The following is an 18,703-nucleotide window of genomic DNA, read 5'->3' on the forward strand; positions in this document are numbered from 1 at the left end:
GGGAGTCGGTACGTGGTCGTCATCGTCAGGATCCTGCTGCGCCGCGCCCTGCTGCTCGTGCCGCTGATGCTCGGGATCGTCCTGTTCGTCTTCCTGGTGATGCGGTTCTCCGACGTCGATCCGGCGTCGGCGTTCTTCCAGGGCGCCAACCCGACCCCGCGGCAGCTGCACGACTTCCGGGAGCGGAACGGACTGCTCGATCCGCTGCCCGTGCGCTACTTCCACTTCGTGGGTGACCTGCTGCACGGCGACATGGGCACCAGCGCGCTGACCAGGGCACCGGTCGTCGAACAGGTCACCACCGCGCTGCCGCTCACGCTCCAGCTCACCTTCCTGGGGCTCGGCATCGCGGTGGTGCTGGCGCTGCTCGGCGGGGTCACGGCCGCGATCTACCGCGACCGGCTGCCCGACCAGGCCATCCGGGTGGTGTCCCTGACCGGGGTCGCCGCACCGGGCTTCTGGCTGGCCCTGCTGATGATCCAGTATCTCGCCGTCGACCAGGGCTGGTTCCCGACCGGCGGCTACATCAACCCGGCCGACTCGCTGACCGGCTGGCTGAAGACCATGGCGCTGCCCGCGCTCGCGCTCTCCCTGCCGGTCGCGGCCCAGCTCACCCGGATCGTGCGGACGTCCGTGGTCGAGGAGCTCGACAAGGACTACGTGCGCACCGCGATCGGCAGCGGGCTGCCGCCCCGGGTGGTCGTCGGCCGCAACGTCCTGCGCAACGCCCTGATGAACCCGCTCACCGTGCTGGGCCTGCGCGTGGGCTATCTGCTGGGCGGCGCGGTCGTCATCGAGACGATCTTCTCGCTGCCCGGCATGGGCAAGCTGATGATCGACGCCGTGCAGAACGGTGACCCGGCGGTCGTGCAGGGCGTCGTCCTGACCACGGCCATCGGCTTCGTGGTCGTGAACCTCGTCATCGACATCCTCTATCTGCTGGTCAACCCACGACTGAGGGAAGCGGCCTGATGTTCACGCGGAAGGATCTGGCGGGAGCCCTCGCCCGGCCCGGCATCCGGCTGCGCTGCTGGCGCAGGCTGCCGCCGCTGTCGAGGATCGCGGTCTGCTTCCTGGCCGTCGTCGTGCTCACGGCGCTGTTCGCCCCCCTGCTCGCGCCGCACGACCCGCTCGACCAGCAGCCGCAGGTGGACGGCACCGGGCATCCGTCGGCCGGTCACTGGATGGGGCAGGACAGTCTCGGCCGGGACATCCTCAGCCGGCTGATGTACGGGGCGCGCTGGTCGCTGGCGATCGGTCTCGGCGCCACCGCGCTCGCCCTGGTCGTGGGGGCGCTGCTCGGCGCGGTCGCCGCGACCTCGCGCAAGGCGGTCGACGAGACACTGATGCGCTGCCTGGACGTCGTGATGGCGTTCCCCGGCATCGCGCTCGCCGCCGTGCTCGTCGCCGTGTTCGGCGGCGGCATCAACGTGTTGATCTGCGCCATCGCCTTCCTGTTCACCCCGCCCGTCGCCCGGGTCGTACGGGCGAACGTCCTCGACCAGTACGGCGAGGACTACGTCACGGCCGAGCGGGTGATCGGCGCCCGCACCCCGCACATCGTCCTTCGGCACGTGGCCGTCAACTGCGCGGCTCCGATTCTCGTGTTCTGCACCGTGCAGGTCGCCGAGGCGATCGTGTTCGAGGCCTCGCTGTCCTTCATCGGCGCGGGCGTACGGCCCCCGGACCCGTCCTGGGGCAGCGTCATCGCCGACGGCAAGAACATGGTGCTGACCGGCGGCTGGTGGGCCACGGTCTTCCCCGGCCTGCTGATGCTGGTCACCGTGCTGTCGCTGAACATCCTCTCCGAGGGTGTCTCCGACGCGTGGGCCGCGCCGGCCGGCCGGGAGGTGTCCGTACCCCCGGCCGAGGACCGCCTCGAAGCCCCCGAGCCGGGCAGCGGCACGGTCCTCGAACTGCCGGGTCTGGCGGAGGCCGCCGCGCGGCTGCGGGCACGGGCCCGCCCGCTCCCCTCGGGCCGGCAGCCCGTGCTCGCGGTCGAGCATCTGGCCATCGGCTTCGAGAACCGGCACAGCGGTGTGGACATCGTCGACGGCATCAGCTTCGAGGTGTACCCGGGCGAAGTCCTGGGCCTGGTAGGCGAGTCGGGCTGCGGGAAGTCGCTGACCGCGCTGACCGTGATGGGGCTGGAGCCGAAGGGCGCCCGGGTGCGCGGCCATGTCCGTTTCAACCAGCGGCAGTTGGTGGGCGAGCCGATGCGGGTACGGCGCCGGCTGCTGGGCCACGAGATGGCGATGGTCTACCAGGACGCGCTGTCGTCGCTGAACCCGGCGATGACGATCAGGGCGCAGCTGAAGCAGGTGATACGGCGGGGCGGCAAGCGCACGGCGGCCGAACTGCTCGGGCTCGTCGGCCTCGATCCCGAGCGCACCCTGCGCAGTTACCCCCATGAGCTCTCCGGCGGCCAGCGCCAGCGCGTCCTGATCGCGATGGCGCTGTCCCGCGAGCCCAGGCTGATCGTCGCGGACGAACCGACGACGGCCCTGGACGTGACGGTCCAGGCACAGGTGATGGAGCTGCTGCTGCGGCTGCGGGCGGAACTGGACTTCGCGCTGATCCTCGTCTCGCACGACCTGGCGCTGATCTCGGCGGTCACCGACCGGGTGGTCGTGATGTACGGCGGCCAGATCGTCGAGACGGGCGTGACGGCGGACCTGGTGGAGTCCCCGGCACACCACTACACCCGCGGACTGCTGGGCAGCGTCCTGTCCCTGGAGTCGGCGGCGGAGCGCATGACGCAGATCAAGGGGGTCGTCCCCTCCCCCGCCGACTTCCCGGCCGGCTGCCGGTTCGCCGACCGGTGTCCGCTGGCGGGCGAGGTGTGCCGGACGACGGCGCCGGACCTGGTCGGCACACCCACGCACACGGCGGCCTGCCACCGTCCGGCCGTCGACCTGGTGACCACGGAGAGCGAGGCCGTGACGTGAGGACCGACCCGACGGCTACCGGCCCGGAAGAGGCCGTCACATGACCGCGCCCGCGCGGGAGGCCGAGGACCGCCGGACGGACGCGCTCGTCCGGCTCACCGACGCGCACGTCGTCCACAAGGCGCGCAGCGGCGGTGTGTTCACCAGGGACCGGGTGTACGCCCTGACCGGCGCCGATCTCACCATCGTGCCCGGCGAGACGATCGGCGTCGTCGGTGAGTCGGGGTGCGGCAAGTCGACGCTCGCGAAGGTGCTGGTGGGGGTGCAGCGGCCGACCTCCGGGACGGTGACCTTCCGAGGCCGTGACCTGTGGTCCATGAGGCCGGACGAGCGGCGCACGGCCGTCGGCCGCAGCACGGGCATGATCTTCCAGGACCCGTCGACGGCCCTGAACCGCCGGCTGCCCGTACGCCGGATCCTGCGCGACCCGCTGGACGTGCACCGGCGCGGCACCGCGGCCGAACGGGCCGACCGGGTGAAGGAGCTGATGTCCTTGGTCGGCCTGCCCCGGGCGCTCGCGGACGCGCTGCCCGGCCAGCTCTCCGGCGGTCAGCGCCAGCGGGTGGCGATCGCCCGCGCCCTGGCGCTGGATCCCGACCTGGTGGTGGCCGACGAGCCGACCAGCGCGCTGGACGTGTCGGTCCGCGCGCAGATCCTCAACCTCCTCCTCGACCTGAAGGAACGCCTCGGCCTGGCGCTGGTGTTCGTGTCCCACGACATCCAGACCGTGCGCCGGATGAGCGACCGGGTGATCACGATGTACCTGGGCCGGATCGTGGAGGAGTCCCCGGCCGACGAGGTCACCGACCGCTCCCGTCACCCGTACACCCGGGCGCTGTTCTCGGCGACCCCGGGCCTGCTGGATCCGATCGAGCCGATTCCGCTGACCGGTCCCGTCCCCTCGGCGACGCGCCCGCCGAGCGGCTGCCCCTTCCGTACCCGGTGCTGGAAGGCGGACGAGGAGTGCGCGACCCGGATGCCGGAGTTCACGGCCGCGTCGACCCCGGGTCACCGCTTCCGGTGTCACCATCCTGTCGAGGAGGGCCGGTCGACGCGCACCCTGGTCGCGCAGGCCGAGTCCGCCGCCGAGGCCGCCGCCCTGGCCGACGTTCCGTTCCAGCAGCACATCCGGGAGCCCTCATGACCTTCCCCGCCCCGCTGACCGGTGTCGTACCGCCCGTCTGCACGCCCCTGACACCGGACCGCGAGGTGGACGTCCCGTCGCTCACCAGACTGATCGACCATCTGGTGGAGGGCGGGGTGCACGGCCTGTTCGTCCTCGGCTCGACGTCCGAGGTGGCCTATCTGACGGACGCGCAGCGCAGACTGGTGGTGGAGACGGCGGCAGGGCATGTCGCCGGTCAACTCCCCGTCCTGGCCGGGGCGATCGACATGACGACACCGCGCGTCCTGGCCCACGCGCACACCGCACACGCCGCGGGAGCGGACGCGGTCGTCGTCACGGCCCCCTTCTACACCCGCACCCATCCCGCCGAGATCGACCGCCACTTCCGCCTGGTCGCCGCCCGCGCGTCGCTCCCCGTGTTCGCGTACGACCTGCCGGCCTCCGTGCACACCAAGCTGAGCCCCGAACTGGTCCTCGAACTCGCCGCCGACGGGGTCCTGGCCGGTCTCAAGGACTCCAGCGGCGACCTCGGCGCCTTCCGCACGGTCGTCACCGGCGTCCGTACGCACCCCGGGATCGACGGCTTCACCGCGCTCACCGGCTCCGAGGTGGTCGTCGACTCGGCCCTGGCCCTCGGCGCGGACGGCGCGGTCCCCGGCCTGGCGAATGTGGACCCGGCGGGCTACGTACGGCTGTACGAGCTGTGCGCGGCGGGCGACTGGGAGCGGGCCCGGGCGGAGCAGGAGCGGCTGTGCGAGCTGTTCGGCCTGGTGGGCGTCGGCGACCCGGCCCGGATGGGCGGCAGTTCCTCGGCCCTCGGCGCCTTCAAGGCCGCGTTGTCCCTGCGGGGCGTCATCGACTGCCCCGCGACGGCGGAACCCCAGGTGCCGCTGTCGCAGGGCGAGATCGAGCGGGTCGGGAAGTACCTGGCCTCGGCGGGACTGCTCTAGCCGGGCCGGACACCGCGCCGCTCCAGCCGGGGCCGGACACCGCTATCCCAGCAGCCCGCTCACCGGCAGCCGCCTGAACTCGACGCTCTCGTACGGTCCCGTGACCCCGGTCTCGTAGAGGATGCCGACCCGGGAGGCGCCGAGCTGGACGAGGTCCGAGTAGGCGGCCCGCCGCGTGGACAGGGTGGCCGCCTTCACGAAGGTCGCGCCGCCGGTCGTACTGCGCCAGACGGCCATCGACTGACGGACGGTGGGGACGGAGGGGCCGGAGAAGAGGAGCGGGGCGAAGCGGCCGGTGAGCTGGAGGACGCCGCCCTGGACGACGGGGACGTCGTCCAGGGCGGGCTGGACGGCGAAGGGGCGGTCCAGGGTTTCGCCACCGTCGCTCGAATAGGAGTCGAGGCGGTTGCCGGGACTCGTTCCGTTCTGGTCGCGTGAGGTGAAGTAGAGCCGCCCGTCCGGGAGTTCGGCCACCGAGCTCTCATTGGCGTTGTCGGCCCCGTCGTACGAGTCGTCGACGAAGCCGAGCCGCCAGGTGAGCCCCCCGTCGTCGCTGTAGAGCGCGTGCGCTCCGTAGTACTTGGGCTCCTGACCGGTGTCGGTGGACCCGGCGGGCGGGGCGGCGGAGTGGTTGGCGGGCACGACCAGGCGTCCGGCGTGCGGTCCGTGGCGCAGCGCGATGGCGTGGCCGGGGCCGGTGGCGTACCAGCGCCAGCCCGGCGGCTTCGTCTGCGCCGTGATGTCCCGCGGGGCGGAGAAGTGCCGCCCGTCGTCACGGCTGGTCTGGACGAAGACGCGCCGGCTCTGCTCCGCCGTGACCTCGCCCCGCATGATCTGCGCCTCGGTCACCGCGCCGCTGTTGTAGGACGTGAGCAGGACGATCCGGCCGGTCCTGGGGTCCACCACCGGCGCCGGGTTGCCGCGGGTGTCACCGCCGCCGGACGCGACGACCCGCAGCGGGCTCCAGGTGCAGCCGCCGTCGAAGGACCGCCTGAGGACGACATCGATGTTCCCGGTGTCACCCGCGCCGCTGTGCCGCCCCTCGGCGAAGGCGAGCAGCGTGCCGGCCCGGGTCATGACGGTCGCCGGGATGCGGTACGTGTCATAGCCCTCCTGGCCCGCGGTGTACGGGACGGAGGAGGTGCAGCCCGGGCCGGCCAGGGGCGCGGCCGAAGCGGTGCCGCCGGTGACGGCGAGGGTGGTGAGGCCGGTGAGGAGTCCGGCGGTGGCTGCGAACGCGAGCATGCGGCTCATGCTGGTCATGGCACTCCCTGGACTGCGTCGACCGCGTCGGACATGGAACGTGGGACGTGGGATGTCCCGTGAACCTAATCTGCCCCGGGCGCCACAGTGATACCCGTACTTTCACCACGTGGTGACGAAACGTCAGTTCGTCCTGACGGCACGTCGGACGCGCCAGGCACATCGGCCACGTCGGGTACGTCGGGCGGACACCGGGTCAGGACCGGTCCGCGTCCCCCGGAGTCACCAGGCCCGACTCGTACGCCACGATGACCAGCCGGGTCCGGTCGCGGGCGCCCAGTTTGCCCATGATGCGGCTGACATGGGTCTTCGCGGTGAGCGGGCTGAGCCCCAACGCCGCCGCGATCTCGGTGTTGTTGAGGCCGCGCGCGACCAGGGTGAGCACCTCGCGCTCCCGCTCGGAGAGCGCCTCGGGGCCGCCCACCGCCGTGAGCCTGCCCGTCTTCTTTCCGGCCTTCTCGGGCCGCTGCCAAGACCATGGTCAAATCTTGACCTTCCAGGCATTACGGCCTGGAAGGTCCGTCACATCACCAAAGCGTGAGGGCTTCAGTTTGAGTACGGTCTCCCGCTTCCTTCTCCCCACGCCGGGGCGTGGGGAGGGTTGCGCCCGCTGCCTGCGTGCTCGTCCCCGCCGGGCGGCGGGTTCGGGCGGTGCGGGTCTTACGCTGGGCTCCACGGGGCTTCGACGCCACCGGCTTGGTGGTGTCCAGGTCTCCGGCCACTCCGGTACCTGTTGCTGCGGTCGCTGCGAGGGCGGCGAGGTTGAGTGCGGCGTTATGGTCCCGGCCGAGGACCAGGCCGCAGGCGTCACATTCGAAGACGCGGCAGCTGAGGGGCAGTTTGGCTTTCACCGCGCCACAGCGGGAGCAGGTCTTCGAGGACGGGAACCAGCGGTCAGCGACCAAAATGCGACCGCCGCGCCGGATGGTCTTGTAGGTGAGCTGGCGGCGGAGCTCCCCGAACGAGGCGTCCGCGATGGATCGGGCGAGTCGCCTGTTGCGGGACATGCCGCGCACGTTGAGATCTTCCACCACGACCGTGCCGTAGTGGCGGGCGAGCTTCGTCGTCTCCTGGTGGAGCAGGTTGGCGCGGAGGTTCGCCACCCGGTGGTGGATCCGGTTGCGTTCGGCGTTTGCCTTCTCCCACCGCTTCGACGGCTCGGTACGGGTGCGATGGTCGGGACCCTGGCGGCGGGACACCTTCCGCGACGCCTTCCGCAGCCGCTTGAGGGCCTGCCGGTAGAACTTCGGGTTCGGGACGTCCAGGGTGTTGCCGCTGCTGTCGGCGGCGACCATCAGCGTCTTCACGCCGACATCGACACCGGCCGCCACATCGGGCAGTGCGGCGGCAGGAAGACGGTCGTGGCGCTCCTCCACCTGGAAAGAAACGAACCAGCGGCCCCGCTCGTACCGGACGGTCGCGGACAGGACCCGCAGTTCGTCCGCCTTCGCCTTCGCCAGGAGCCGCGCGAGGTCCTCATGGACGCGGATCCGCCCGAGGCGGGGCAGGACCACATGCCGACGGTCGTCGATCCGGATCGTGCCGGTGGTGAACCGGCAGGACAGGCGGGCCTTCCGCTTCGACTTGAAGCGGGGGCGCCCCATCCGTGCGCCCTTGCGCTTGCCTTGCTTCGACCTCGCATAGTTGTCGAACGCGACCGACGCGTTGGCCAGGCCGGTGTTGTATGCCTCCTTGGAGTTCTCCGCCCACCAGCCGGACAGGCGCGGGTCGGTGTGCTTGACCGCGTTGAAGGCCTTCCGCAGCGACGGAAGCGACCACGACCGCCACTCGGTGCGCCGCTCTTCCGGGACGCCATAGGTCTCCTCCACCGCACGCTGCGACCAGGAGGCGAACACCCACCGGAGCGCCCAGTTGTAGGCCACCCGCGCCGCGCCGCAGTGCGAACGCAACGCTTGGAACTGGGAGGCGTTCGGGTCCAGAGCGACCTTGTGCGCGAGAACGGCGTACCCCTCGCGCGGCTCGAACTTCTTCACCCGGCGTCCACGTCCTCGGTAGCTGCCCGCACAGCACGCTCGGCGCGGTTGCGTGCGGCACGCCGCCCGTACAGGCGGGCGCACATCGAGGTGAGGACTTCGGTGATGTCGCGCACCAGGTCGTCCGTGGCTTCCCCGGCGTCGAGCACCACGAGACGGCGCCCGGTCGCGGACAGGGCGGCTTCGAGGTGCTCGACACCGAACCGGGCCAGGCGGTCACGGTGCTCCACCACGATCACCGACACCTTCGCGTCGGCAAGGATCCGGTAAGGCTTGCCGCGACAGTCGTTCAGGCCGGAACCGACCTCTTTGACCACCTCGCCCACAGCGAGCCCGAGCCGGTTCGCGCCCTCGACGACACGGGCGGTCTGCCGGTCGAGGTCTGCCTTCTGGTCGGCGGAGGACACACGGCAGTACGCGACCACCCTGCCCTCGGTCCGTGCGGGCGCGTCATCGACGAGCCAGGTACCCGACGCGGCCTGGCGGACGGGGACCGGCATCGTGCCGGCCTTCACCCACCGCCATGCCGTCTGGTAGCTGACGCCCTGCTGACGCGCCCACTCCGAAAACTTCACGTTCTGAATAGAGATGACTACAGAAGGCTACGAATGGCTGCATCCTGAGGAGCTGATATCAGCGCTTCTCGCGGAATGCCTGGACAGACTCCAGACTCCCGGCACGGCGGACGGGACACGTCGCGCGGAAGGGCGAGTTCGGGCGTACTGCGAGGGGTGGCCCGGGGACCGGACTACTCCCTGGGGAGTAACGGCGGGGCGGAGGGCCTACGACGGCTTCCGCGCCGACGCCAGGAGACAGGGCGCGACTACGACAGTGTTCGCGCCGTGGCCAGGAGACAGCGCGGGCCTACGACGGTGTCCGTGCCGTCGCCAGGAGTCGGGTCACGTCGTCCGAGCAGATCGTCAGGGCCGCGCCCACGGTGGCGAGGACGTCCCGTTCGGCGGGGGTGTACGGGCCGTCGGCGAGGGCGATGCGGGCTCCCTGGAGGAGGATCGCCTCGCGGCCCGTCGGGGCGAGGTGCGGGGCCAGCGGGTCCAGGGCCTCGTGGAGCTCTATGGCCAGGCTCGCTCCGCAGGGTTCGCCGAAGAAGCGGCCCGTGTCGGCGGCGAGGGCCTCGACCAGGGCGCCGAGCTGGTCCTCCGTGCAGTCGTCGAAGCCGGCCGAGCGTACGGCCGCGGCGGCGGTCTCCAGGGACGCGCGGGCGCAGCCGCCGCCCGCCGCGAGGACCGCGAGGGCGACGGTGTGGACGGCGTCGCGGAGCATCGCGGAGAAGCGGGTGGTGGTGGGGTGGTCGAGGACGTCGGCGCCGTAGTGGTGCCGGCAGGCGGCGCATTCGACGACGGGCCCCGTCTCGCCGCGCGGGAGTACGGGAACACCCAGAAGAGTGAAGCGGCGTCGGCCCGCGAGCCGCTGGTAGTTGCGGTCGCCTCCGCAGCCGGGGCAGAAGAACTCGCCGTCGCCGACGGTGCTCCACGCCGTACGGGTGCCCAGGATGCGGGGAACCTGAACTGCACGACCGTTTCGTCCCCATCCTGGCAGCACGTCGCACACCTCCGTAACTCCCCCACAGCCTTAAAGGCGTGGGAGGTACCCCCACGGCAACATCGCCGTGCTGGCGTGATGTTAGCCACATTGTCGCGGCTGAGTCAGTACCTAGGACGAGACCTGCTCGTGACCTGCACACGGATTGGCCGGGATACGACCGGGCCCCGCCCGCCTCGAAAGGCGGACGGGGCCGGAAAGAGCCAGGTGAAACGAGGTCAGCGGGCCGCGCGGTTGACGGCGGAGACGACGGCCTTCAGCGAGGCGCGTGTCGTATTCGCGTCGATGCCGATTCCCCACATGACCTTGTCGCCGATCGCGCACTCGATGTACGACGCGGCCTGCGCGGAGGCCCCCTCGCTCATCGTGTGCTCCTGGTAGTCAAGGAGGCGTACGTCGCAACCAATACCTACCAGGGCGTCGAAGAAGGCGGAGATCGGACCGTTGCCGGTGCCGCTCAGGACGGTGTCCGCGCCGTCGACCGTGGCCTCGACGGTCAGCGTGTCCACGCCGTCCTTGTCCGTGGTGGACTGGCCGGTCCTGACCTGGATACGGCCCCACGGGTTGCCGGGGTTGGGCAGGTACTCGTCCTGGAAGGTCGCCCAGATGTCCTTGGGCGTGACCTCGCCGCCCTCGGCGTCCGTCTTCTGCTGGATGAGCTTCGAGAACTCGATCTGCATCCGGCGCGGCAGGTCCAGTTTGTGGTCGTTCTTCAGGACGTACGCGATACCGCCCTTGCCCGACTGCGAGTTGACGCGGATGACGGCCTCGTAGGAGCGGCCGACGTCCTTGGGGTCGATGGGCAGGTACGGGACGGCCCACTCGATGTCGTCGACGGTGACGCCCTTGGCGGCCGCGTCGGCCTCCATCGCGTCGAAGCCCTTCTTGATGGCGTCCTGGTGGGAGCCGGAGAAGGACGTGTAGACCAGGTCGCCCACGTACGGGTGGCGCGCGTGGACCTCCATCTGGTTGCAGTACTCCCACGTACGGCGGATCTCGTCGATGTCCGAGAAGTCGATCTGCGGGTCGACGCCCTGCGAGAACAGGTTCATGCCCAGGGTGACCAGGTCGACGTTGCCGGTGCGCTCACCCTGGCCGAACAGGCAGCCCTCGACGCGGTCGGCGCCGGCCATCAGCGCCAGCTCGGCGGCGGCGACGGCCGTACCGCGGTCGTTGTGGGGGTGGATCGACAGGCAGACGTACTCGCGGCGGGACAGGTGACGGCCCATCCACTCGAACCGGTCCGCGTGCGTGGAGGGGGTCGAACGCTCCACCGTGGCGGGCAGGTTGAGGATGATCTCGCGGCCCGGACCGGGCTGCCAGACGTCCATGACCGCCTCGCAGACCTCCAGGGCGAAGTCCAGCTCGGTGTCGGTGAAGATCTCGGGGCTGTACTGGTACCCGAACTCGGTCTCGGGGCCCAGCAGTTTCTCCGCGTACTCGACGACCAGGCGCGTGCCGTCGACGGCGATCTGCTTGATGTCGTCCTTGGAACCGCGGAAGACGACACGGCGGAAGACCGGGGCGGTGGCGTTGTACAGGTGCACGTTGGCGCGCTTGGCGCCCTTCAGCGACTCGACGGTCCGCTCGATCAGGTCCTCGCGGGCCTGGGTCAGTACGGAGATCGTGACGTCGTCCGGGATCGCGGTCTCGTCCTCGACGATCGAGCGGACGAAGTCGAAGTCCGTCTGGCCCGACGCCGGGAAGCCGACCTCGATCTCCTTGTAGCCCATCTTCACCAGCAGGTCGAACATCTCGCGCTTGCGCGCGGGCGACATGGGGTCGATCAGGGCCTGGTTGCCGTCGCGCAGATCCGTGGAGAGCCAGCGGGGGGCGACGGTGATCCGGTTGTTCGGCCAGTCGCGGTCGGAGATGTCGACCTGCTCGTACTGCCCGTACTTGTGGACCGGCATCGACGTGGGACGCTGGCGGTTCGGGCGCGTGGGCTGGCTGCTGTGGCTGTTCGCCATGATGCGTAGGCTCCTCAGGATGTCCGAAAGGACGGCCGACGGCGCAACGCCAGACTCCGCGGGGAGGGGGTCGGCCTCGACTACAGACCCTCGCCGCGGCAGCTAAGGAGAAGCAGCCCGAAACGCATGATGCTCCGCAGCCTAGCGGAGCGGCGCTCCGTACGGAGGGCTGTATCAGTATGCGGGATCACACTCCCCATAAGGTACAAAAAGTGCGCCATACCACTTCCGGGCGGAATCCCAGGCTCCTTATCTCCGCATTTCACCAATCATGGTTGCACGTAGTGACATTGAAGTCACTCAGTGCAAGGGTGCCGGGCATGACGACCAACGGGGGCTTCGAGCCCGTTCACTGCACCATCGTGCCGCCCCACATCCTCGACAAGCTCGCCCAGCACGAGGACCCGGCGCTCTCCGGTCCCGCGCGCCAGACCCTGGAGCGCGACGCGTACGAGCGCACCCACCGGCGGCTGACGACCGTCCTCGGCGCGCCGGCCGTGCCCGCGCCCGCGGGGGCCGACGAGCGCACACCGCACCGCACGATCTACGACGCCCGCCACCGCCAGGACCTCCCCGGCAAGAAGGTCCGCGGCGAGGGCGACAAGCCGGGCAAGGACGCCACGGTCAACCGCGCGTACGCCGGCCTCGGCGCGACCTTCGACCTCTACCTGAACGCCTACCACCGCACCTCGATCAACGGCGAGGGCCTGCCGCTCGACGCGACCGTGCACTTCGACACGAACTACAACAACGCCTTCTGGAACGGCGAGCAGATGGTGTTCGGCGACGGCGACGGCGAGATCTTCCTCGACTTCACCATCCCGGTCGACGTCATCGGCCACGAGCTGACCCACGGCGTCACCCAGTACACGGCGAACCTCACCTACTTCGGCCAGCCGGGCGCCCTGAACGAGTCCATGTCGGACGTCTTCGGCTCACTGATCAAGCAGTACACGCTGGGCCAGACCGCCACCGAGGCCGACTGGCTGATCGGCGCGGGACTGCTCGCCCCGCGGATCACCGGCACCGCCCTGCGCTCCATGAAGGCACCGGGCACCGCGTACGACGACCACGTCCTCGGCAAGGACCCGCAGCCCGGGACGATGGACGGCTACGTCAGCACCGGCCGCGACAACGGCGGCGTCCACATCAACTCCGGCATCCCCAACCACGCCTTCTACCTGGTCGCCCAGGCCCTCGGCGGCCACGCGTGGGAGCGGGCCGGACAGATCTGGTACGACGTCCTCACCGGCGGGGAACTGCCCCAGCAGGCCCTCTTCCCGGACTTCGCGCGGCTCACGCTCGCCGCGGCGCGGAACCGGTACAACGACGGGGAGGAACTGCTGGCCGTGACGAAGGCCTGGGAACAGGTCGGCGTCCCGTCCGCGTAGCCCCGGGCGGACCGGCGGCCCGGGACCCGTACCTCCCGGACCCGCGGCCCGAAGGCCTGGCCCCGGGCACCCGACTCGTACTAGACAGGACCCATGCGTATCGAAGTGCGGCGCACGGGCGGGTTCGCGGGCATCGAGCGCCATGGCGAGGTGGACACCTCGGCACGGCCCGACGCCCCCGAGTGGCACGCCCTGGCCGAGCGGGCGCTCGCCGCCGGCCGGGGCACGCCCCCGGCCGGCGTCCCGGACGGCTTCAGCTATCGGATCACCGTGGACGGGAAGACGGTCTACGCCGCCGACCCGGCACTGACGGAGGAGCAGCGCGAGCTGATCTCACGGGTACTGAAGGAGGGCGCCTGACGGAGGACGCCCACGGTCCGGCAGGGAACGTCCGTCGAAGGGCGTCTGACGGAGACACCTCACGGTCCGGCGGAGGGCACCTCACGGCCTGACGGGGAAACGCCCGGCAGGGAACGCCTGACCAAGGACGCCGAACGCGGTCACGCCGAACCGTTGACTTCCGTTACCACCGGTACAGATGATCGCGCGCATGGCGACGAACCCCCTCCCGCAGTTCCCGTCCGGCTTCCTCTGGGGCGTGTCCACCTCCGCCCACCAGATCGAGGGGGCCGTGGCCGAACGCGCCCCCTCGGTGTGGGACGCCTTCGGCGCCGGGCCCGGACACATCAAGGACGGCTCCACGGCGGCGGTGGCCTGCGACCACTTCCACCGCTACCCCGAGGACGTGGCACTCCTCGCCGGCCTCGGCGTGGACGCGTACCGCTTCTCCGTCTCCTGGCCCCGGGTGAACTCCCCCGGCGGCCTCGACTTCTACGACCGGCTGGTCGACGCCCTGTGCGCCGCCGGTGTACGGCCCGTGCCGACCCTCTTCCACTGGGACCTGCCGGCGGAGCTGGACTGGCTGGACAGGGACACCGCCGAGCGGTTCGCCGAGTACACCTCGGTCGTCGCCGGACGCCTCGGCGACCGCGTCAAGAAGTGGATCACCCTCAACGAACCCGCCGAGCACACCCTGCTGGGCCACGCCCTCGGCGCGCACGCCCCCGGCAAGCAGCTCCTGTTCGACGCGCTGCCGGTGGCCCACCACCAGCTCCTCGCCCACGGTCTCGCCGTACGGGCCCTGCGCGCGGCCGGCGCCGGCGACATCGGGATCGCCAACTCGCACGGCCCGACCTGGGCGGCCTCGGACCGTACCGAGGACGTGGAGGCGGCCGACTTCTACGACCTGCTGCTCAACCGCCTGTTCGCCGACCCCGTCCTGCTCGGCCGGTACCCCGAAGGCATCGGCGAGTTGATGCCCGGCGACGTCGAGGCGGACCTGAAGATCATCGGCGAGCCGGTCGACTGGTACGGGATCAACTACTACCAGCCGACCAAGGTGGGCGCTCCCGAGGGCGCGGAGATCGAGTTCAGCGGACTCACGCTGCCCGCCGAACTCCCCTTCACCGTCAAGGAACTGGAGGGCTACCCGGTCACCGACTTCGGCTGGCCGGTGGTGCCCGAGGGGCTCACCGAGCTGCTGACCGGCTTCCGCGAGCGCTACGGAGACCGGCTCCCGCCCGTCGTCATCACCGAGAACGGCTGCTCGTACGAAGGCATCGACGACCAGGAGCGGATCGCCTTCCTGGACGGTCATGTCCGGGCGCTGCACCGGGCGTTGGAGCAGGGCGTCGACGTACGCGGCTACTTCGTCTGGTCGTTGATGGACAACTTCGAGTGGGCGGAGGGGTACGCGCGCCGCTTCGGTCTCGTGCACGTCGACTTCGACACGCTGGAGCGGACCCCGAAGGCGTCGTACGACTGGCTGCGGGACGCCCTGCGGGCCCAGAGATGACCGCGGCCGACCACCCGGTCATACCCGTGGCCGCCCTCGCCGAGCCCGTCGAACGGGTCGGCCGGGGCTGGACCTCCGCGCTCTCGCTCGCCAACGGGGCGATCTGGGTGGGCTGGTACGGCCCGCTGCAGATCCTGCTCGCCTCCCAGGCCGAGGACTTCGCGCCCGGCACCGGCATGTCCAAGGAGGCGATGCTGGCCTGGGTGACGGGTGCGGGCGCGGTCGTCTCGCTGGTCGCCAACCCGCTCTTCGGCGCGCTGTCCGACCGTACGACCGCGCGCCGGGGCCGCCGTACGCCGTGGATCGTGGCCGGAGCGGCCGGCGGAGCGCTGTCCCTGCTGCTCCTCGCGGGAGCGGGCGGCGTGTGGACGATGGCGGCGGCCTGGTGCCTGGTCCAGCTGACCCTGAACGCCGCGTTCGCCGCGGTCACCGCCGCCGTCCCCGACCGGGTGCCGCGGCTCCAGCGCGGTTCCGTGGGCGGCTGGCTGGGCGCGGCGCAGATCCTCGGCGTGGTCGGCGGCACGGGACTCGCGACGGTGGCCGGGGGCACCGGCGGCGGATACGCGGCGTGCGCGGTGTTCACCCTGGTCGGCGTCCTGCCCTACGTCCTCCGCTACCCGGACCTGCGCCTGCCGGAGTCGGCCCGCCCGCCCTGGTCCGGACGCGCGTTCCTCGCCTCCTTCCGGCTGAGCCCGCGCGAGCACCCCGACCTGGCGTGGGCCTGGCTGACCCGCTTCCTGATCAACCTCAGCAACGCCCTCGTCCTGCTGTACCTGCTCTACTACCTGCGCGACCGGCTGCGCTACGGCGACCCCGAGCAGGGTGTCCTGATCCTCACGGCGGTGAACGGGGTCACGCTGCTGGCCACCGTCGTGGTGGGCGGGGTGTGGTCGGACCGGCTGGGCCGCCGCAAGCCGTTCGTGATCTGGTCCGGCGTCCTGATGGCGGTGGCCACGGCGGTACTGGCCGGCTGGCAGACCTGGCCCGGCGCGATCGCCGCCGCGGCCGTCCTCGGCATCGGCTTCGGCGTCTTCACCTCCGTCGACTTCGCCCTGATGACCGACGTCCTGCCGAAGGCCCTGGACCGCGGCAAGGACCTCGGCGTCATCAACATCGCCAACGCCCTCCCCCAGGTCGCGGCCCCCGTGCTGGCGGCCCCGATCGTGACGTACCTGGGCGGCTACCGGGTCCTCTACCTGACCGCGGCGGTGATCGGCCTCGCGGGGGCGGTACTGGTGGGGCGGATCAAGGGGGTGGACTGAGCGGCCCGGGTCCAACTTCGGCCACTTTCCACGACCGTTGAAGGAAAGGGTCCGCTTCCCTTGCAATCGTGAGGCTCCCGCGCCTCAATGGAACCGCACATTCCGACGGACCGTCGGTTACGCCTCCGCACGGCGTCCCGCACCCCACGCGCGGACGGTCCGCGTACACGTCTCCCCGCACCCTCACCGGGCACAGAGGTGAGGAGCCCGTGTGCCCGGACCAGGGCGGACGGCCCCGTCCCGACCATCCCCACATGGCAATTCCCCCACAAGGGAAGGGATTTCGATGAGAGGCAAGCGACTCGGAACCGTCGCGGCGTTAGCCGCCGGCACCCTCGCCGTGACCGGTCTGGCCTTCGCGCCGACCGCCGCGGCTGTCACTCCCCAGACGGCCACCATCAACGCGACCTGCACCCTGGGCGGCGGCGGTGCGGCCACCCTCACGGCCACGCAGGACGGCACGGCCGCGACCATCACCCTCAGCTCCACCACCATCACGTCCCCGCTCCCCCTCGCCGCGAACTCGGTCACCTCCACGCTGACCCTGGTGAACGCGAGCGGCGGGACCACCGCCTTCAGCGGCAAGAAGAACCCCGCGATCGCCGCGGGCGGCGGAGTCTCGGTAGGCCCCCTCGACGGCACCGTCGCCTCCGGCGACAGCCTGGAGACCTACGGCGGCTCCCTGAAGATGGTGGTCTTCGGCATCACCATCACCTGCACGACGGACGCGCCGCAGTCCCCGGGCCCGTTCGTCTTCGACTGACCCACCGCGCCATGACGTGACGAGGGCCGGTGCCGCCCGCGCGCAGCGGCACCGGCTCTCCCGCTCAACCACCCTGCGGGCGGCTCGGGTTGGCGACCACGCAGGCAACCAGGTCGACAACCGGATCGACAGCCGGCTCGATGACCATGACAGAAACTGATGGCCCATCAGTCGGTGCGCCGGGACTCCATTGACTTCTCACACGACCCGCACATCAATGGCCCCCTGTCGGCGCAGACGAGCCGCTGCGCCCGCATCCCTCAGGAGGGGGCAACAACCATGTCAACCACGGGTCCGACAACCCGAAGACGCCGCCTCGCGGCACTGCTCGGGGCGACCGTACTCGCGCTCACCGCGGGAGGCGCGCTGGCCGCCCCGGCCGGAGCCGCGCCCACGAACGTGGACTTCGCCACGCACTGCATCCCGCCGGCGATCGCGGGCCTCCCGCCGATCGACGGCACCACCACCGCGAAGATCACGGTGGACAACGCGAGTCCGAAGGTCGGCGACACGGTCACCGTGACCTACACGGTGGTCACGCCCGCCGCGAGCAACCCCACCGACCTCGCCCTGCCGGCCGACATCATGACGCCGACCGGCAAGGTCACCGTCGGCGGTGCGCAGACGGGCAGCGTCACGGTCGCGGGGCCGAAGAAGAACGACCCGGTGCCGGGGCGAGGCGCCTTCCCGTCGTTCTCCATGACCGGCACGTTCACGGTCACCGCTCCCGGCGCGATCACTCTCTCGCCCGGCGACTACAACATCCACACCAGCTACATCCTGGAACTGGACACCCCGTGCACGGTCACCAACCCGCCCGCCCCGGTGTCGGAGACGGTCACCGCGACGGGCGGCGGACAGACCAACACCCGGGCCATCCAGCTCGGTTCGGCCTCCGGGAACCCCGGTGACAGCGTGACCGTCACCGGCAGCGACTTCACCCCGGGCGCCGCTGTGACCCTGGCCGGACGGTCCGGGGCCACCCAGACCGCCGACACGGCGACCGTGACCGCGAACGCCCAGGGTTCCTTCAGCGGCTCGCTCACCGTCAACGACAAGACGACGACCGGCGTGGTCGCGTACGAGGGAGGAAGCTGGAACGCGGACACCGGCGCGGGCCCCGCCGCGTATGTCGTCAACGACAACACACCAGTCCCGGACGGCAGTCAGAAGCTCACCACCACGGTGAAGGCGGGCACGCTGTCGATGACCCAGGCCGGGGACGCCGTCGCGCTGTCGGCGGTCGACTTCGGCAAGGGCGGTGCCTCCACGGGCGCCCTGCGGACGGTGACGGTCAAGGACTTCCGCGGCGGACCCGCGGGCTGGTCCCTGACCGGCAAGGTCACCGACTTCACCGGCCCCGGCGCGAAGATCGACGCCGGTGCCCTGAGCTGGACCCCGGCCTGCGCCACGAAGGCCGGCAGCCCGAGCACCTGCCAGGCCGGTTCGTCCGGCGCGGTGGGCACCTCGGGGGCGACGCTGGCGTCCACCCCCAACGGGACGCTCACCGGTGGTGAGTTCACCGTCGACGCCGGACTGTCGCTGAACGTACCGGAGTTCACGCCTCCCGGCTCCTACTCCGGCGTGCTCACGCTGACGCTCAGCTGACCGGTCCGCCACT

Annotated in this window: 15 protein-coding genes and 1 pseudogene; 10 read left to right on the forward strand and 6 right to left on the reverse strand. The window is 71.0% G+C overall.

Going from position 1 to position 18,703, the window contains the following annotated elements; translation table 11 throughout:
- Window positions 1–12 precede the first annotated feature (12 nt).
- From ACZ6KY_RS22790 to ACZ6KY_RS22805, 4 genes are read left to right on the forward strand one after another with little or no spacing between them, the layout of a single operon-like run.
- On the forward strand, window positions 13–972 hold the full coding sequence (locus ACZ6KY_RS22790) for an ABC transporter permease (protein ID WP_469312112.1): 960 nt from the start codon (window positions 13–15) through the stop codon (window positions 970–972).
- Entirely contained in the window at window positions 972–2,948 is a 1,977-nt protein-coding gene (locus tag ACZ6KY_RS22795) for a dipeptide/oligopeptide/nickel ABC transporter permease/ATP-binding protein (protein WP_469312113.1), read from the forward strand. Before ACZ6KY_RS22790 ends, ACZ6KY_RS22795 begins: the two co-directional genes overlap by 1 nt.
- Before the next feature lie 40 nt (window positions 2,949–2,988).
- Complete coding sequence (locus tag ACZ6KY_RS22800; RefSeq protein ID WP_469312114.1) at window positions 2,989–4,092, forward strand: oligopeptide/dipeptide ABC transporter ATP-binding protein; 1,104 nt, start codon at window positions 2,989–2,991, stop codon at window positions 4,090–4,092.
- Window positions 4,089–5,024: a dihydrodipicolinate synthase family protein gene (locus ACZ6KY_RS22805; RefSeq protein ID WP_469312115.1), complete on the forward strand. Its 936-nt coding sequence runs from the start codon at window positions 4,089–4,091 to the stop codon at window positions 5,022–5,024. Before ACZ6KY_RS22800 ends, ACZ6KY_RS22805 begins: the two co-directional genes overlap by 4 nt.
- Window positions 5,025–5,066: 42 nt before the next feature.
- Here ACZ6KY_RS22805 and ACZ6KY_RS22810 read toward each other — a convergent pair whose 3' ends face one another.
- The 6 genes and pseudogenes from ACZ6KY_RS22810 to leuA all read right to left on the reverse strand — a co-directional run bounded on the left by ACZ6KY_RS22810 (window position 5,067) and on the right by leuA (window position 11,811).
- A complete protein-coding gene (locus ACZ6KY_RS22810) occupies window positions 5,067–6,287 on the reverse strand; it encodes a sialidase family protein (RefSeq protein WP_469312116.1) in 1,221 nt (406 codons plus the stop codon).
- Window positions 6,288–6,483: 196 nt separating this feature from the next.
- Window positions 6,484–6,714 (reverse strand): annotated as a pseudogene (locus ACZ6KY_RS22815) (response regulator transcription factor); the annotation flags it as partial.
- 100 nt (window positions 6,715–6,814) lie between these two features.
- Entirely contained in the window at window positions 6,815–8,281 is a 1,467-nt protein-coding gene (gene tnpB / locus ACZ6KY_RS22820; protein ID WP_469312117.1) for an IS607 family element RNA-guided endonuclease TnpB, read from the reverse strand.
- Window positions 8,278–8,856: an IS607 family transposase gene (locus ACZ6KY_RS22825; protein WP_469312118.1), complete on the reverse strand. Its 579-nt coding sequence runs from the start codon at window positions 8,854–8,856 to the stop codon at window positions 8,278–8,280. The genes tnpB and ACZ6KY_RS22825 overlap by 4 nt, the downstream gene beginning before the upstream one ends.
- Window positions 8,857–9,145: 289 nt before the next feature.
- The gene (locus tag ACZ6KY_RS22830; protein ID WP_355845611.1) at window positions 9,146–9,841 is read right to left on the reverse strand and encodes a tellurite resistance TerB family protein; all 696 of its coding nucleotides are present in this window, start codon (window positions 9,839–9,841) and stop codon (window positions 9,146–9,148) included.
- 218 nt (window positions 9,842–10,059) lie between these two features.
- Window positions 10,060–11,811 carry a 2-isopropylmalate synthase gene (leuA, locus tag ACZ6KY_RS22835; RefSeq protein ID WP_469312119.1) on the reverse strand — a complete coding sequence of 584 codons (1,752 nt, stop codon included), beginning with the start codon at window positions 11,809–11,811 and terminating at the stop codon, window positions 10,060–10,062.
- 320 nt (window positions 11,812–12,131) lie between these two features.
- On the opposite strand from leuA, the gene ACZ6KY_RS22840 reads away from it, so the two are divergent.
- The 6 genes from ACZ6KY_RS22840 (at window position 12,132) to ACZ6KY_RS22865 (ending at window position 18,690) form a co-directional block, all read left to right on the forward strand.
- On the forward strand, window positions 12,132–13,202 hold the full coding sequence (locus tag ACZ6KY_RS22840) for a M4 family metallopeptidase (RefSeq protein WP_469312120.1): 1,071 nt from the start codon (window positions 12,132–12,134) through the stop codon (window positions 13,200–13,202).
- 93 nt (window positions 13,203–13,295) lie between these two features.
- Entirely contained in the window at window positions 13,296–13,562 is a 267-nt protein-coding gene (locus ACZ6KY_RS22845; protein ID WP_469312121.1) for a protealysin inhibitor emfourin, read from the forward strand.
- Window positions 13,563–13,740: 178 nt separating this feature from the next.
- Window positions 13,741–15,057: a GH1 family beta-glucosidase gene (locus tag ACZ6KY_RS22850; protein WP_469312122.1), complete on the forward strand. Its 1,317-nt coding sequence runs from the start codon at window positions 13,741–13,743 to the stop codon at window positions 15,055–15,057.
- Window positions 15,054–16,319 carry an MFS transporter gene (locus tag ACZ6KY_RS22855; RefSeq protein ID WP_469312123.1) on the forward strand — a complete coding sequence of 422 codons (1,266 nt, stop codon included), beginning with the start codon at window positions 15,054–15,056 and terminating at the stop codon, window positions 16,317–16,319. Before ACZ6KY_RS22850 ends, ACZ6KY_RS22855 begins: the two co-directional genes overlap by 4 nt.
- Window positions 16,320–16,605: 286 nt before the next feature.
- Window positions 16,606–17,082 carry a hypothetical protein gene (locus ACZ6KY_RS22860; RefSeq protein WP_469312124.1) on the forward strand — a complete coding sequence of 159 codons (477 nt, stop codon included), beginning with the start codon at window positions 16,606–16,608 and terminating at the stop codon, window positions 17,080–17,082.
- Window positions 17,083–17,361: 279 nt separating this feature from the next.
- The gene (locus tag ACZ6KY_RS22865) at window positions 17,362–18,690 is read left to right on the forward strand and encodes a beta-xylosidase (RefSeq protein ID WP_469312125.1); all 1,329 of its coding nucleotides are present in this window, start codon (window positions 17,362–17,364) and stop codon (window positions 18,688–18,690) included.
- Window positions 18,691–18,703: the final 13 nt, after the last annotated feature.

The organism is Streptomyces sp. NPDC042002, assembly GCF_055588305.1.